Genomic DNA, 14710 nt, shown 5'->3' on the forward strand with positions numbered 1-14710 from the left:
TCGGGGCATGCTTCACTGGTCGGGCAGGATTGCCGTACGTAGAGAGAAGGCCAGCCGTGTCCGCTGCCAAGCCGAGCGCAACGATCCGGTACACCCTGATGCGTCTCAGCATCTTCGTCGGCTGTCTCGCCGTCGTCGCCGTGGCTGTCACCTACGGTCTGCTGCCCTCCGGGCTCGGCGGATCCAACGTCATGTGGGTCATCCTGCTGGCCCTGGTTCTCTCCGCGCCCCTCAGCTACGTCCTGCTGCGCAAGCAGCGTGACGAGATGTCCGCGCAGATCGCTCCCAGGATCGACCGCGCCAAGGCGCGGCTGGCGGCGAACCAGGGCCAGGAGGACGACGCCGCATAGCGAGCGCGTGGAGCCCGCGAGGGCCGCGCGGGTGTCGGGTGTGGGGCACGTAAGGTTCCTCACAGCCGCAGAGATCTTCTTCTGGACCCCAGAACCGAGCTTCCCGCTCGTGTACTGGGGTTTCGTCATTTTCCGGGGCCGGGCAGGCCATGGTTTCCCAAAGAAGACCTTTGAGTCTCTCAAAGTTCAAGTGTTAACGTGTTCGGCATGAAGACAGCTGTGCGCCCCCGCCGTTCGGCGAGCATTCCGCTCGTGGCGCGCCTGCATGTCGATCTCTGCCGCTGTATGTCCGCGGTCTGTTAGCCGCAACGTCGAACCGGCACCATGCAGCGGCGCCGCCCCTGGCGCGGGCGCCGCACCCCCGTCCCCCGTCTCGTTCCCGTGCGCCCCGATGCGTCACATCAGGAGTGTGTCCGTGTCCGCGAATCCCGCGTCCGCCACCGCCGGCAAGCCGTCCGGCTCCGGCTTCCGTATACCCAAGGTCCCGTTCTGGGCCCAGATCGTCGCCGGTCTCGTCCTCGGCGTGCTGCTCGGGTGGCTCGCCCGCAGCCAGGACATCGGCTGGCTCTACACCACGCTCGACAAGGTCGGCCACATCTTCGTCCAGCTGCTGAAGCTGGCCGTCGCGCCTCTCGTCTTCTTCGCGATCCTGGTGTCGATCACCAACCTGCGCAAGGTCAACAACGCCGCCCGGCTGGCCACCCGCACGCTGCTCTGGTTCATGATCACCTCGCTGATCGCAGTCGCCATCGGCCTTGCGATCGGTCTGATCACCAACCCGGGTGCGGGCACCGGCCTGACCCCGAAGGACGGCAAGCTGCCGGAGGGCGCGGGCTCCTGGCTCGACTTCCTGACCGGCATCATCCCTACGAGCGTGATCACCCCGTTCACCGAGCTGAACGTCCTGCAGATCGTCTTCATGGCAGCCGTCGCCGGTATCGCCGCGCTCCAGCTCGGCGAGAAGGCCCAGCCGATCCTCGCCCTCAGCGAGTCGATCCTGGAGCTCCTCCAGAAGGCCCTGTGGTGGGTCATCCGGCTCGCCCCCATCGGCACCATCGGCCTCATCGGCTATGCGATCGCCGACTACGGCTGGGACCTGATCGGCAAGTACGCGACGTTCACCGCCGACATCTACATCGGCTGCGCCCTGGTGCTGTTCGGTGTGTACCCGCTGCTGCTCGCCACCGTCGCCAAGGTCAACCCGGTCCAGTTCTTCAAGGGCGCCTGGCCCGCGATCCAGCTGGCCTTCGTCTCCCGCTCCTCGGTCGGCACGATGCCGGTCACCCAGAAGGTCACCGAGCGTCTCGGCGTCCCGAAGGAGTACGCCAGCTTCAGCGTCCCGTTCGGGGCGACCACGAAGATGGACGGCTGCGCCGCGATCTACCCGGCGCTGGCGGCGATCTTCATCGCCCAGATCTTCGACGTGCAGCTGGGTGTCGGTGACTACATCCTGATCGCGTTCGTCTCGGTGATCGGCTCGGCGGCCACCGCCGGTCTCACCGGTGCGACGGTCATGCTGACCCTCACGCTGTCGACGCTGGGTCTGCCGCTGGAGGGTGTCGGTCTGCTGATGGCCATCGACCCGATCCTGGACATGATGCGTACGGCCACCAACGTGGCCGGCCAGGCACTGGTCCCGGTGATCGTCTCGGCCCGCGAGAAGATCCTCGACCTCGACGCGTACCACTCGGCCTCGTCCTCCCCGATCGACGACGTCGAGGTGCGCGACGCCGAGCAGCAGGTGAGCGTGCCGGTCGCCGCGTGACGAGCACGGCTTCCGCCGAGCGCCCCCGGTCCGTCAGCCGACGGACCGGGGGCGCTCGCCGTTGCGCGGGCGCGGGCCGGCCTCTCAGGGAGCGGTGCCCACGGCGACGAAGAGCGGGAGGGCGAGGAACAGCCGCCCGGTTCGGGCGCGTGCGCGCTGGTCCGCGGTCCAGGCCGAGGCCTCCCCGGCGGTGAGGGCGCCCGTGTCCCTGGCCGCCGCTGCCAGTCCGGTGAGCATCGGCAGCGCCGCGGCGTCGGTGAGGACTGCCGTGCGCACCTCCGCCACGACGTCATCGAAGCCTGCGTCCAGCAGCAGATTCCGGTGGCGGCGGGCGGCCCGGGGGCTCGGCACGGTACCGGCCCGCGCGTGCACGACGGTGCGGGTGAGTGCGGGGTCGTCGGAGTCGATGACGAAGGTGTCCCAGTCCTGTCCGATGAGGACGGCCCGCCCGCCGGGGATCAGTACGCGTCGCGCCTCGCGCAGTGCGGCGGCGGGGTCGGCGAGGGCGTGGAACACCTTGTCGGCGCGGTAGCCGTGCAGGCTGTGGTCGGGGAAGGGGAGGGCATACGCGTCCGCCCTCCGGATGTCCGCGCCGGGGAGCCGCTCCCGGGCGACGGCGACCATCCGCGCGTCGAGGTCCGCGCCGACGACCCGGGCACCGCGCGCGGACAGCTCGGCGACCGCGGTTCCGGTCCCGCAGCCGATGTCGACGACGGTGGTGTCCGCTCCTGCCCGGAGCAGTTCGTAGCTGTGGCGCCGGAGCGCGGCGGCGCCCGGGATCCGCTCGGCCGCATCGAGGAGCGCGGCGAGAGCCGTGGTGGATGAGGTGGTGGAAGGCGTGGCCGGGGATGCCGGCACGGGCGCGGTCGGGGGTGTGGTCCGGGACTTGTCCATGGCCGCCAGGCTGCGACTTAATGTCGGCATGAAGTCAAGCGAGGCGGGGACTCTGCTGAGCATCGGGGACGCGGCGGCACGCTTCGGGCTGCCCGCGCACGTGCTGCGGCACTGGGAAGCGGTGGGGCTCGTGACGCCCGCCCGGGACGGTGCGGGAAGACGGCGTTACGGCACGGACGACCTCACCCGGGTCGCGGTCGTCGTCCGTGCCAAGCGGGCGGGTCTCGGCCTGGATGCGATCCGGGTTCTGGTCTCCGCCGCGGACCCCGCCGAGCGTCGGGCGGTGCTCGTCGGTGAGGCGGCGCGGCTGCGCACCCGTATCGCTGACGTGCAGGCCTCGCTGGACCTGGTCGAGTGCGCGCTGGACTGCGAGCACGACGACTTCACCCGGTGCCCCCACTACCGCACGCACGTGGCACTCGGGCTCTGAGCGGCACATGCGTCTGCGACGCGACGGGAAGACGCTGCGGATCCGGCCGTGCGGGAGCATCACGCGCACGGGGAACCGCTGTCCGGCCGTAGGTGGTTCCCTGCTCCGGAAGACCCGAATTTCGTCGGGGCCATAACCGGCCACTCGGCGGCCGCGGAAATCCTCTCCGTACGACGGGCCAGGGGCCCGCGCCGTACTCTTACCGAGAAGTAGGACGGTGGGGGCGGGAGGAAGCCGGACGTGGATGCTGTGAAGGGCAAGCGGATGCCGCGTGCCGTGCGCGAGCAGCAGATGATGGACGCCGCGGTACAGACGTTCGGGCGGTGCGGATACCGGGCCGCTTCGATGGACGAGATCGCGGAGCTGGCCGGGGTGTCCAAGCCGCTGGTCTATCTGTATCTGAATTCCAAGGAGGAGCTCTTCACCGCCTGTATCCAGCGCGAGGCGAAAGCATTGGTCGCAGCGGTGCGGTCAGGGGTGGAGCCGGGGCTTCCGGCGGATCGGCAACTGTGGGCCGGGCTGCGGGCGTTCTTCACGCACACCGCGGAGAACCCGGACGGCTGGGCGGTGCTGCACCGGCAGCCGCGTGCGCACGGGGAACCGTTCGCCACCGAGGTGATGGTGATGCGCGACGAGATCGTCGCGTTCGTGACGGGTCTGATCGGTGCCGCGGCCCGTGAGGCCCACCATGACCCGGCACTCCCGGACCGCGACGTGGCGGGTCTGGCGCAGGCCCTCGTGGGTGCCGCCGAGTCGCTCGCCGGCTGGGCGAACGACACCCCGGGGGTCTCGGCGAAGGAGGCCGCGGCCACGCTGATGAACTTTGCCTGGGCGGGGCTGGAGAACCTCATGCACGGCCGCCCGTGGCTGCCGCCGGACAAGTCCGCCGGTCAGAGGCAGCGGCGGACGGTCACGAATCCGGTCCCCGGCTGTCCCGCGTCGTCGACTCCCTGAGGTGGACCCGGCTGCCGCTGCGGAGCCGGAAGGCGGTGCCTGAGCCCTGCGCCGCGTACGTCACCGTCGCCGGGAGCAGGACCGGTGCCTTGAAGCCGGCGCGTACGGAAAGGATCCGGCCCGGATCGCCGGCTTCGGCCAGGCAGCAGGCGGCCGTCCGCCTGCCGTGCGCGACGGCCCTCGGGAAGCCCAACAGCCGGGCGGTCAGCGGGTACGGATGGACGGGGCTCCGGTCACCGGACGCCGCCCCGTAGGGCGTGTTCCGAAAGTCCCGTCTGCCGGGGGCCCGGTGGGTCTATGGGGACGGCTGAAACTCCGGCACTCTTGAGCCCGTTCGACCCGGATTGATGCTCCGCACCGCACTCCACGCCCGGATTTCGACTCGGAGGACGTATGCGATCCCTACGTATCGCCCTGCTGGCCCTTGTGGCTCTGCTCGCAGGACTGCTCACCGCAACTCCCGCCGCAGCGGCGCCGAACTTCAAGGCACCGTTCCCCTGCGGGCAGACCTGGACCTACAGCCACCATTCGGCGGAGGTCAGATCGGCACTCGACTTCGTGCGCACGGACGGCGGGGCCACCGCCGGGACCCCGGTCCTCGCCTCTTCTGGCGGGACCGCACACCGCTACTCCCAGCCCAGCGGCGCGGGCAACTACATCGTGATCGACCACGGCGGCGGCTGGCAGACCTACTACTTCCACCTCGCCTCCTACTCCGTCGCCGACGGCGCCTCGGTCAACCAGGGCCAGCAGATAGGCGTGACGGGCACGACCGGCAACAGCTCCGGCGCCCACATCCACTACGAGCAGCTGTACAACGGTGTCGGCCAGACCATCGCGATCAACGGCCGGTCGCTGGCCCCGTACCCCGGCTCGTACAACAGCAAGTACCTGACCAGCGACAACGGTTGTGGTGGCGGGAAATACTGGGTGGACACGTTCGCCAATGCGACGGGTTACGCCGCAGCCGACACCGCTGACGCACAGGGCGTACTGAACGCGGGCACGAACTACGTCTACTGCAAGGTGTGGGGCGCCCAGGTCGGCTCGGGCAGCGCCTACAACCACTGGTGGCTGAAGACCGACCTGGACACGGTCTACGCGGGCAAGAACGGTCGCGGCGCGTACGTCTCCGCGTACTACCTCTCGCGCTGGGGCAACGACGAGGCGCGCGACAACAACGGCACGGTCATTCCGAACTGCTGACGGCCCGATGGATGGTCACGTCCGTCCCCGGGAGGGGGCGGGCGGGACCATCCCGGCGAGCGTGTGCGCGGATCGGGTCAGCGCGCGGAGTCCGGTGGATCACACACGGAGTGACGGAGCCGGAGTCAGAGCACGCAGAACTCGTTGCCTTCCGGGTCGGCCATCTCCACGTGATCGGGCCTGCCGTCCATGTCGTGCTCACGCACCACCGTCGCACCCGCTGAGGTAAGGCGCTCGACCGCCTCGACGACGCGCGGCCACCGCTCCTCCCACGGCGTGTCCCTGCCGCCGCCGGCCTGTACGTCCAGATGAACCCGGTTCTTCGCCACCTTCCGCTCCGGCACCTTGAGGAAGGACAGCGTCGGCCCCACGCCGTCCGGGTCGCAGAGGTACGCGCCGTCGTCCCACTCCTCCTCCGGGACGCCGTGGTGGGCGAACCACTCCTCCCAGCTGCCGAAACCGGCGGGCGGAGGTGTCGGCACGTAGCCGAGGGCGAGCGCCCAGAACTCCGCGAGCCGGCTCGGCTGCGCGCAGTCGAGCGTCACGGTCCACCTGGTCGACATGGCTCCTCCTCGGTCCGGGGCGAGTGGTGGGAACCGTACCGCGCACCTCTGACACTCACGGACCGCCGGCCTCAGCCGAGGTCCTTGAGGATGGAGGTCAGTCCCGGGTTCAACCGTGCTCCACGGCGGTCCGGCGGCCGGTCGGGGTGACGGATCCGCCGTTCTTCTCCCCCTCTCTTGTCTGATGCATCGTCAGGTATGACGATGGCAGCCGCCTCGAAAATGACGAAGCGTCAGATCTGGATCCGGTCGGGGCGGAAGTGGAGGAAGGGAGGCGACCCGGTGCCGATACTGCCCACCGGGCGGCTGTCGTACGGGATGCAGCTCCCGGTCCAGTCGCAGAGCACCATCTACACGGAAGCATGGGAGGCCTCGGCCGGGCCCGGCGATCTCGCCGAGATCGCCCGCACCGCCGACCGCACCGGCTTCGCCTATCTGGCGAGCTGCGACCATGTCGCGATTCCGCGGCGGCTCGCCGATGTCATGGGCACCGTCTGGTACGACCCGGTGGCCACCCTGGGCTTTCTCGCCGGGATCACCGAGCACGTCCTGCTGATGAGTCATGTCGCCGTCGTCGGACTGCGTCATCCGCTCGCCACCGCCAAGCAGTACGCCACGCTCGACCATCTGTCCGGCGGCCGGCTGATCCTCGGGGTCGGGGCCGGGCATGTGCGGGAGGAGTTCGAGGCGCTCGGGGCGGACTTCGACGGGCGCGGCGCCGTGCTCGACGAGACCATCGACGCACTGAGGGCGGCGCTCGGGCCGGAGGAATACCCGGAGTTCGCCGGGGAACGGTTCTCGTTCACCGGACTCGGGCAGCGGCCGCGGCCCGCGCAGGAGCGGGTTCCGGTCTGGGTGGGCGGCTCCTCGCCCGCCGCGGTGCGCCGGGCCGCGCTGCGGGGCGACGGGTGGCTGCCGCAGGGGGATCCCAGGGACCGGCTGCCGCGGCAGATCGCCAGGGTGCGGGCGTTGCGGGAGGAGGCCCGCATCGAGGCACCACTGGTCGTCGGTGCCATCACCGAGCCGCTGTACGTGGGGGAGCCGGGCTGGGCCGTGGGGCGGCGCACGCTCAGCGGGAAGCCCGAGGCGCTCGCCGAGTCCCTGCGCGCGTACGGGGCGATGGGGGTGCACCAGATCCAGGTGCGGTTCCGCAGCCGGAGCCGCAGCGAACTGACCGATCAGATGGCGGCGTTCGCCGCCGATGTCGCTCCCTACCTCGACCAGCAGTGAGGAGTACGGACATGGGCAAGCTGGATGGGCGCGTCGTCCTCATCAGTGGCGCCGCGCGCGGGCAGGGCGAGCAGGAGGCGCGGCTCTTCGTCGCGGAGGGCGCCCGGGTGGTGATCGCCGATGTGCTCGACGACCTGGGGGAGGCGCTGGCGAAGGAGCTGGGGGAGGGGGCCGCCCGGTTCGTGCATCTCGATGTGAGCCGGGAGGAAGAGTGGCAGGGCGCGGTCGCCGCCGCCAAGGGCGCCTTCGGGAAGATCGACGGGCTGGTGAACAACGCGGGGATTCTCCGGTTCAACGAGCTGGTGACCACCCCTCTGGAGGAGTTCCAGCAGGTGGTGCAGGTCAATCAGGTGGGCGCCTTCCTGGGGATCAAGAACGTCGCGCCGGAGATCGAGGCCGCGGGCGGCGGGACGATCGTCAACACCGCCTCGTACACCGGGCTCACCGGCATGGCCTTCGTCGGCGCGTACGCCGCGACCAAGCATGCCGTGCTCGGGCTGACCAGGGTCGCGGCGGTGGAGCTCGCGGGCAAGGGGATACGGGTCAACGCGGTGTGCCCGGGGGCCGTGGACACGGCGATGACGAACCCGGCCGCGCTCGATCCGGCCGCGGACCCGGAGGGGTCCCGGGCGGCGGTGGCGGAGCTCTACCGGAAGCTCGTGCCGCTGGGGCGGATCGGACAGCCGGAGGAGGTTGCGGCCCTGGCGCTCTTCCTGACCTCGGAGGACTCCTCGTACATCACCGGGCAGCCGTTCGTCATCGACGGAGGCTGGCTGGCCGGGGTCAGTCTGTTCTGAGGGCACCATGGGCTGACGGTGCATCAGGTATTGACGGGCCGGGTGGCCGGTGGAACAGTCGGTCGCATCACGATCTGACGGTGTGTCAGAAATGATTGAGGACGGTGAACCCCCTTGGAATTCGGGCTGTTTGTACAGGGGTACGTGCCCGCCGCGCGCGCCGAGGTAGACCCCGAGGCGGAGCACAAGGCGCTGATCGAGGAGACCGAGTACGTCATCCAGGCGGACCGGTCCGGTTTCAAGTACGCCTGGGCCTCCGAGCACCACTTCCTGGAGGAGTACTCGCATCTCTCGGCCAACGACGTGTACCTGGGATACCTCGCGCACGCCACGGAACGGATCCACCTCGGATCCGGCATCTTCAACCCCCTCGCCCCCGTCAACCACCCCGTGAAGGTGGCTGAGAAGGTCGCCATGCTCGACCATCTGTCGGAAGGACGCTTCGAGTTCGGCTCGGGGCGCGGGGCCGGCAGCCACGAGATCCTCGGGTTCATGCCGGGCATCACCGACATGAACCACACCAAGGAACTCTGGGAAGAGACCATCGCCGAGTTTCCCAAGATGTGGCTCCAGGACGAGTACGTCGGCTTCCAGGGCAAGCACTGGTCGCTGCCGCCCCGCAAGATCCTGCCGAAGCCGTACGGGACGTCCCACCCGGCGATGTGGTACGCGGCGGGGTCGCCGTCCTCGTATGCCATGGCGGGCCGGAAGGGCCTCGGCGTGCTGGGCTTCAGCGTGCAGAAGGTCTCCGACATGGAGTGGGTCGTCGAGTCGTACAAGACGGCCGTCAAGGACGCGGAGCCGGTCGGCGGCTTCGTCAACGACAACGTCATGGTGACGTCCACGGCCATCTGTGCCGAGACGCACGCCAAGGCGGTCGAGATCGCGGTCGGCGGCGGGCTGAACTACCTTCAGTCGCTGCTGTTCCGCTACCACGACACGTTCCCGCGGCCCGAGGGCATTCCGGAGTGGCCGGAGCTGCTGCCCGAGTACAGCGAGGAGATCATCGAGCTGCTGATCGCCGAGGAGCTGATGATCTGCGGGGATCCGGACGAGGTGCTGCGACAGTGCAGGCGGTGGGAGCAGGCCGGGGCGGATCAGCTGAGCTTCGGGCTGCCGATCGGAATCAGTCCCGAGGACACGATGAACTCGATCCGGCTGATCGGTGAGCACGTGATTCCGAAGATCGATACGGATCCCGTGCACCGCACGACGCGGTTCCGCGAGGCGGCCTAGGGCGTGTTTCGAAAGTCCCGCCCGGCACGCCCTACGGGCGGACGACACCACTGTCGAAACACGCCCTAGGCGGGGGCGCCCGGCGCGGGCCCGTTCGCCCACCCGGCCCTTGCCGGAGCCGGGCCTCCTCCCCGGCTGGCGGGTGGGGGCAGCCCCGCAGGATCACCCCCGCCCCCACACGAGCGGCGTCTTCCCGGACCGTCGCTCCGCGAGCCGGGGTGCGTACCGCGGTCGTACGCACCCCGGCTGCACACCCACCGCAGAAGGGAACCCGCCATGCTCGACCACCTCATCCGCGGAGCGACCGTCGTGGACGGCACCGGCGCTCCCCCGTACACCGCCGACCTCGGCATCCGCGACGGCCGCGTCGCCGTCATCGCCGAGCCCGGCACCCTCGCCGAGGAGGCCGTGACCTCGGAGGACGCCACCGGACTCGTGCTCGCCCCGGGCTTTGTCGATCCTCACACCCACTACGACGCCCAGCTCTTCTGGGACCCGTACGCCACCCCGTCCATGAACCACGGCGTCACCACCGTCGCCGGCGGCAACTGCGGCTTCACCCTCGCCCCGCTGCACCCCGACCGGCCCGAGGACGCCGACTACACGCGCCGCATGATGTCCAAGGTCGAGGGCATGGCCCTCAAGGCGCTGGAGGAAGGCGTCGACTGGTCCTGGTCCAGCTTCCGTGAGTACCTCGACGCCCTCGAAGGACGCATCGCGGTCAACGCCGGGTTCATGGTGGGTCACTGCGCCCTGCGACGGCACGTCATGGGCGCCGACGCGGTCGGCGGGCAGCCCACCCCCGCCCAGCTCGACGCGATGCTGCGCCTCTTCCACGACGCCATGGACGCCGGGGCGTGGGGGCTCTCCACCACCCAGTCCGCCACCCACTCCGACGGCGACGGCAGGCCCGTCGCCTCCCGGCACGCCCTCCCCGAGGAACTCCTCGCGCTCTCCCGTGCCGTCGGCCAACACGAGGGCACCCAGCTCGAAGCGATCGTCGCGGGCTGCCTCGACCAGTTCTCCGACGACGAGATCGACCTCCTCGTCGACATGACCGCGACCGCCGGACGCCCCCTGAACTGGAACGTCCTCACCATCGACGCGGCCGTCCCCGAACGGGTACCGCGCCAGCTCGTTCCCAGCGAACGGGCCCGCCGCGCGGGCGGCCGGATCGTCGCCCTCACCATGCCGATCCTCACCCCCATGAACATGTCACTCGGCACCTTCTGTGCCCTCAACCTCATCCCCGGCTGGGGCGAGATCCTCTCCCTCCCCGTCCCCGAACGGATCGAACGACTCCGCGACGCCGGCACCCGCGCCGAGATGCTCCGCCGCGCGGACAGCAAGGAGGCAGGAGTCTTCCGCCGTCTCGCTCACTTCGGCCGGTACGTCATCGGCGACACATACAGCGCGGCGAACGAGGGGCTCAGCGGGCGCGTCGTCCGCGACATCGCCGCCGAGCGCGGCCAGGACCCCTTCCACTGCCTCGTCGAGATCTGCGCCGCCGACGAACTCCGTACGGTGCTGTGGCCCATACCCACCGACAACGATCCGGACTCCTGGGCGCTGCGGCAGCGGACCTGGGAACACGAGGACGTCATGCTCGGAGGCTCCGACGCGGGCGCCCATCTGGACCGGATGTGCGGAGCCCCGTACACCACCCGTTTCCTCGGGGACTGCCTGCGCGGCCGGAAACTCGTTTCCCTGCCCGCCGCCGTCAAAATGCTCACCGACGACCCCGCCCGGCTCTTCGGGCTGCGCGACCGCGGCCGGATCCAGGAGGGTTTCCACGCCGACCTCGTCCTCTTCGATCCCGAGCGCATCGACGCCGGGCCCGCCACCCTCGTGCACGATCTGCCCGGCGACAGCCCGCGCCTCGACTCCAAGGCCATCGGCATCGTGTCGGTCCGCGTCAACGGCGTGGAGACGCTGCGCGACGACAAGGTGACCGGCGCGGTCCCCGGCACGGTGCTCCGCTCCGGCCGCGACACCCGGACGGTGAGCACCCGGTGACCACACCCCAGCGCCTCTTCATCGGCGGCGAGTGGACCGAACCCGACGACGGTCACTACGAGGTGATCAACCCGGCCACGGAGGACGTCGTCGGTCTCGCGCCCGAGGCGAGCCGCGCACAGGTGTACGCGGCGGCCGCCGCGGCCCGCGAAGCCTTCCCCGCCTGGTCCCGCACCCGCCCCGAGGAGCGCGCGGCGATCCTCGACCGCGCCGCCGATCTGATCCAGCGCGACTTCGCCGCCCACACCGCACTCGCCCGGGCGGAGAGCGGCGCGACGACGGGAACGGCCCGGTCCATGCAGGTCGCGGTCGGCGCAGCCCGCTTCCGGCGGTACGCGAGGGGCGCCCTGGAGCCGGTCGAGGAGGCGGTCCCCCCGCAGATCAACGAGGCCGGACCGATGGGCAGGGCAGGTGTCTTCGGCGCACTCGCCGTACGCCAGCCGGTCGGCGTCGTCACCTGCATCACCTCGTACAACAACCCGTGGGCCAACCCGGCCGGCAAAGTCGCCCCCGCGCTCGCCATGGGCAACACGGTCGTTGTGAAGCCCGCACCGCAGGACCCGCTCTCCGTCTACCGGATGGCCGAGGCGCTCGCGGAGGCGGGCGTACCGGCGGGCGTCGTCAACGTCGTCACCGGTTCGGGCCCCGCGGCGGGCGAGGCGGCCGTCGACTCCCCGGACGTCGACATGGTCAGCTTCACCGGCTCCACGGCCGTCGGGCAGCGCATCGCCGAGGTGTGCGGGCGCGGGATGAAGCGGCAGTTGATGGAGCTGGGCGGCAAGGGCGCCGCGGTGGTCCTCGACGACGCCGACCTGGACGCGGCGGTGGCGGGCATCGGTACGACGTTCTCCTTCTACAGCGGCCAGATCTGCACGGCTCCGACGCGGGTCCTCGTCCAGCGGGGCGTCCACGACGCGCTGATCGGGAGGCTCACCGCGTACGCGGGCCGTCTTCCGGTCGGCGACCCGGCGGCGAAGGGGACGGTCGTCGGACCGGTCATCTCCGCGGCCCACCGCGACCGCATCGAGTCGTACGTCGAACTGGGCCGGAAGGAGGGCGCCCGGGTCGTCACGGGCGGCGAGCGGCCGGCAGGACGCGACCGCGGCTTCTATGTCGCACCGACGCTGCTCGCCGACTGCACCAACGACATGCGGGTCGTCCGGGAGGAGATCTTCGGCCCGGTCGTCGTGGTCGTCCCCTTCGACGACGAGGAGGAAGGCATCGCACTCGCCAACGACAGCGACTACGGACTGATCGACTACGTCTGGTCCGGGGACGTGGCGCGGGCCTTCCGGGTGGCGCGCCGGCTGCGTGCGGGCGGGGTCGGGGTGAACACGATCGGCCGGAACATGGAGGCCCCGTTCGGCGGGTTCAAGAGGAGCGGGGTGGGGCGTGACGTGGGTTCGTACGCGCTGCATGCGTACAGCGAACTTCAGGCGATCGTCTGGCCGGGCTGAGCATCAGGACGGGGCGGCCGTTCGGATATCGGACAATCGCGGGAAAATTTCGAATCACCATAAATCGGACGGTGCTGCGGTTCTCGTACAGCGATCCAATCGAGCAGGGCCATCAATTGAGTGGCGATCTGGGAAGTTCACATTCAATTCATCTCCGTTTGGCGATGATTGACCAGTCAATCGAAGGATGAGGCACCGGAGTCTCACACTCCGGATGTGGATATCGCAGCGCATACCGTCCTCTTTATGACTCAGTTGGACGTGCGGCCGCAGGCCGGAGACACGGGCCGGGGAGCCTCCTCGGCCGACGGTGGTGTTCGCAGCAAGGGCCTGGGCGGCAACTCCGTCGGTCTGATGGGCAGTGCGGTCATCGGCATCTCGACCGTCGCCCCGGTCTACTGCCTCACGTCCACCCTCGGCTCCACCGCGGGCGAGGTCGGCGTCCAGATGCCCGCGGTCTTCCTGGCCGGCTTCCTGCCGATGCTGCTGGTCGCCTTCGCCTACCGCGAACTCAACAAGGTCATGCCGGACTGCGGCACCTCCTTCACCTGGACGGTGAAGGCATTCGGCCCGCGCGTCGGCTGGATGTGCGGCTGGGGCCTGGTCATCGCCACGATCATCGTGCTGTCGAACCTGGCAGGCGTGGCGACCTCGTACTTCTGGCTGCTCGCGGGCGAGATCACCGGCAGCGACTCGATCGCCGCCCTGGACGACAACAAGGCCGTCCACATCCTCACCTGCCTCATCCTGATCGCGGTCGCCACAGCGATCAGCTACCGGGGGATGACCGCCACGAAGGGCATCCAGTACGCACTGGTGGGGCTCCAACTCGTGGTCCTCGCCCTGTTCGTGACGATGGCGGTGCAGAAGGGGGCGAGCGGTGACTTCGCGTCGTCGGTCCACTTCTCGTGGTCGTGGCTGAACCCGTTCGCGGTGCAGTCCTTCGCCGCATTCACCGCCGGCCTGTCGCTGTCGATCTTCATGTTCTGGGGCTGGGACACCTGCCTGACCGCCAACGAGGAGACGACCGGCAGCGAGAAGACCCCCGGCCGCGCCGCACTCATCGCGATGGTCGTCCTGGTCGGCTCCTACCTGGCGACCGGCGTCGCCGCCCAGATGGCCGTCGGCTCCGGCACCACGGGTCTCGGCCTGGCCAACCCGGACACCTCCGACAACGTCTTCGCCGCACTGGCCGGCCCGATCATGGGTCCTGGCCTCGGCGTCCTGCTGTTCGTCGCCGTCCTCGCCTCGGCCGCGGCGAGTCTCCAGACCACGTTCATCCCCGTGGCACGCACGGTGCTGGCCATGTCCACGTACGAGGCCCTGCCCGCCTCGTACGCCCGGGTTCACCCGCGCTTCAAGACGCCCGGGAAGGCAACCGTCACGGCGGGCGTCGCGACCGGTGTCTTCTACACGGTCATGACCCTGGTCAGCGAGCACGTTCTGGTCGACACGATCTACGCGCTCGGCCTCATGATCTGCTTCTACTACGCGCTGACGGCGTTCGCCTGCGCCTGGTACTTCCGCGCCGAACTCACCCGCTCCGCCCGCGACCTGGTCTTCAAGGGCCTCTTCCCGGTCCTCGGCGGCATCCTGCTCACCGCCGTCTTCGGCAAGACCCTCTACGACATGTGGAACCCGGCGTACGGCTCCGGCTCGTCGGTCTTCGGGGTCGGTTCGGTGTTCGTGATCGGTGTGGGGTTGCTGCTGCTCGGCGTGGTGCTGATGGTGGCGATGCAGCGCAGGAGCCCCTCGTTCTTCCGTGGCGAGGTGCTGACGAGGGAGACCCCGTCGCTCGTCGTCGAGGACTGA

At 69.9% G+C, this 14710-nt stretch carries 13 protein-coding genes and 1 pseudogene; 11 read left to right on the forward strand and 3 right to left on the reverse strand.

What is annotated here, in order from left to right; translation table 11 throughout:
* The first annotated feature begins 56 nt into the window (after nt 1-56).
* Complete coding sequence (locus ACNPQM_RS02275) at nt 57-350, forward strand: DUF4229 domain-containing protein (protein ID WP_358858354.1); 294 nt, start codon at nt 57-59, stop codon at nt 348-350.
* Between the two features lie 415 nt (nt 351-765).
* Complete coding sequence (locus ACNPQM_RS02280; protein WP_418082652.1) at nt 766-2115, forward strand: dicarboxylate/amino acid:cation symporter; 1350 nt, start codon at nt 766-768, stop codon at nt 2113-2115.
* 84 nt (nt 2116-2199) lie between these two features.
* Here ACNPQM_RS02280 and ACNPQM_RS02285 read toward each other — a convergent pair whose 3' ends face one another.
* The gene (locus ACNPQM_RS02285) at nt 2200-3009 is read right to left on the reverse strand and encodes a methyltransferase domain-containing protein (protein ID WP_418082653.1); all 810 of its coding nucleotides are present in this window, start codon (nt 3007-3009) and stop codon (nt 2200-2202) included.
* 28 nt (nt 3010-3037) lie between these two features.
* On the opposite strand from ACNPQM_RS02285, the gene ACNPQM_RS02290 reads away from it, so the two are divergent.
* Nucleotides 3038-3439, forward strand: coding sequence for a MerR family transcriptional regulator (locus ACNPQM_RS02290; RefSeq protein ID WP_418082654.1), 402 nt, complete (start codon nt 3038-3040; stop codon nt 3437-3439).
* A gap of 264 nt (nt 3440-3703) precedes the next feature.
* A complete protein-coding gene (locus tag ACNPQM_RS02295) occupies nt 3704-4393 on the forward strand; it encodes a TetR/AcrR family transcriptional regulator (RefSeq protein WP_418082827.1) in 690 nt (229 codons plus the stop codon).
* On the opposite strand, the pseudogene ACNPQM_RS02300 reads toward ACNPQM_RS02295, so the two are convergent.
* Nucleotides 4350-4646 (reverse strand): annotated as a pseudogene (locus ACNPQM_RS02300) (MaoC/PaaZ C-terminal domain-containing protein); the annotation flags it as partial. The gene ACNPQM_RS02295 and the pseudogene ACNPQM_RS02300 sit on opposite strands and share 44 nt — an antisense overlap.
* Nucleotides 4647-4786: 140 nt before the next feature.
* Between ACNPQM_RS02300 and ACNPQM_RS02305 the strand changes: the two are divergent.
* Nucleotides 4787-5599 carry a M23 family metallopeptidase gene (locus tag ACNPQM_RS02305; RefSeq protein ID WP_418082655.1) on the forward strand — a complete coding sequence of 271 codons (813 nt, stop codon included), beginning with the start codon at nt 4787-4789 and terminating at the stop codon, nt 5597-5599.
* A 125-nt stretch (nt 5600-5724) separates the two neighbouring features.
* Here the strand turns inward: ACNPQM_RS02305 and ACNPQM_RS02310 are convergent, their stop codons facing one another.
* Nucleotides 5725-6162 carry a VOC family protein gene (locus ACNPQM_RS02310; protein ID WP_418082656.1) on the reverse strand — a complete coding sequence of 146 codons (438 nt, stop codon included), beginning with the start codon at nt 6160-6162 and terminating at the stop codon, nt 5725-5727.
* 282 nt (nt 6163-6444) lie between these two features.
* On the opposite strand from ACNPQM_RS02310, the gene ACNPQM_RS02315 reads away from it, so the two are divergent.
* From ACNPQM_RS02315 to ACNPQM_RS02340, 6 genes are all read left to right on the forward strand, one after another.
* Nucleotides 6445-7392 carry an LLM class F420-dependent oxidoreductase gene (locus tag ACNPQM_RS02315; RefSeq protein ID WP_418082657.1) on the forward strand — a complete coding sequence of 316 codons (948 nt, stop codon included), beginning with the start codon at nt 6445-6447 and terminating at the stop codon, nt 7390-7392.
* A gap of 11 nt (nt 7393-7403) precedes the next feature.
* Nucleotides 7404-8189, forward strand: a complete 786-nt coding sequence (locus ACNPQM_RS02320; protein ID WP_358858347.1) for an SDR family NAD(P)-dependent oxidoreductase — start codon at nt 7404-7406, stop codon at nt 8187-8189.
* Nucleotides 8190-8303: 114 nt separating this feature from the next.
* Nucleotides 8304-9425 (forward strand): LLM class flavin-dependent oxidoreductase, encoded by a 1122-nt coding sequence (locus ACNPQM_RS02325; protein ID WP_366136148.1) that lies wholly within the window; start codon nt 8304-8306, stop codon nt 9423-9425.
* Nucleotides 9426-9701: 276 nt separating this feature from the next.
* A complete protein-coding gene (locus ACNPQM_RS02330; RefSeq protein ID WP_418082658.1) occupies nt 9702-11441 on the forward strand; it encodes an N-acyl-D-amino-acid deacylase family protein in 1740 nt (579 codons plus the stop codon).
* Nucleotides 11438-12898, forward strand: coding sequence for an aldehyde dehydrogenase family protein (locus ACNPQM_RS02335; protein WP_418082659.1), 1461 nt, complete (start codon nt 11438-11440; stop codon nt 12896-12898). The genes ACNPQM_RS02330 and ACNPQM_RS02335 overlap by 4 nt, the downstream gene beginning before the upstream one ends.
* A 246-nt stretch (nt 12899-13144) precedes the next feature.
* The gene (locus ACNPQM_RS02340) at nt 13145-14710 is read left to right on the forward strand and encodes an APC family permease (RefSeq protein WP_418082660.1); all 1566 of its coding nucleotides are present in this window, start codon (nt 13145-13147) and stop codon (nt 14708-14710) included.

The organism is Streptomyces sp. NPDC056231, from assembly GCF_048270745.1.
GTDB lineage: Bacteria > Actinomycetota > Actinomycetes > Streptomycetales > Streptomycetaceae > Streptomyces.

Bases quoted from the DNA above. Each gene is read 5' to 3' on its own strand.
- ACNPQM_RS02285 (WP_418082653.1), bottom strand. From the start codon at position 3,009: ATGGACAAGTCCCGGACCACACCCCCGACCGCGCCCGTGCCGGCATCC.
- ACNPQM_RS02290 (WP_418082654.1), top strand. From the start codon at position 3,038: ATGAAGTCAAGCGAGGCGGGGACTCTGCTGAGCATCGGGGACGCGGCG.
- ACNPQM_RS02295 (WP_418082827.1), top strand. From the start codon at position 3,704: ATGCCGCGTGCCGTGCGCGAGCAGCAGATGATGGACGCCGCGGTACAG.
- ACNPQM_RS02305 (WP_418082655.1), top strand. From the start codon at position 4,787: ATGCGATCCCTACGTATCGCCCTGCTGGCCCTTGTGGCTCTGCTCGCA.
- ACNPQM_RS02310 (WP_418082656.1), bottom strand. From the start codon at position 6,162: ATGTCGACCAGGTGGACCGTGACGCTCGACTGCGCGCAGCCGAGCCGG.
- ACNPQM_RS02320 (WP_358858347.1), top strand. From the start codon at position 7,404: ATGGGCAAGCTGGATGGGCGCGTCGTCCTCATCAGTGGCGCCGCGCGC.
- ACNPQM_RS02330 (WP_418082658.1), top strand. From the start codon at position 9,702: ATGCTCGACCACCTCATCCGCGGAGCGACCGTCGTGGACGGCACCGGC.
- ACNPQM_RS02340 (WP_418082660.1), top strand. From the start codon at position 13,145: ATGACTCAGTTGGACGTGCGGCCGCAGGCCGGAGACACGGGCCGGGGA.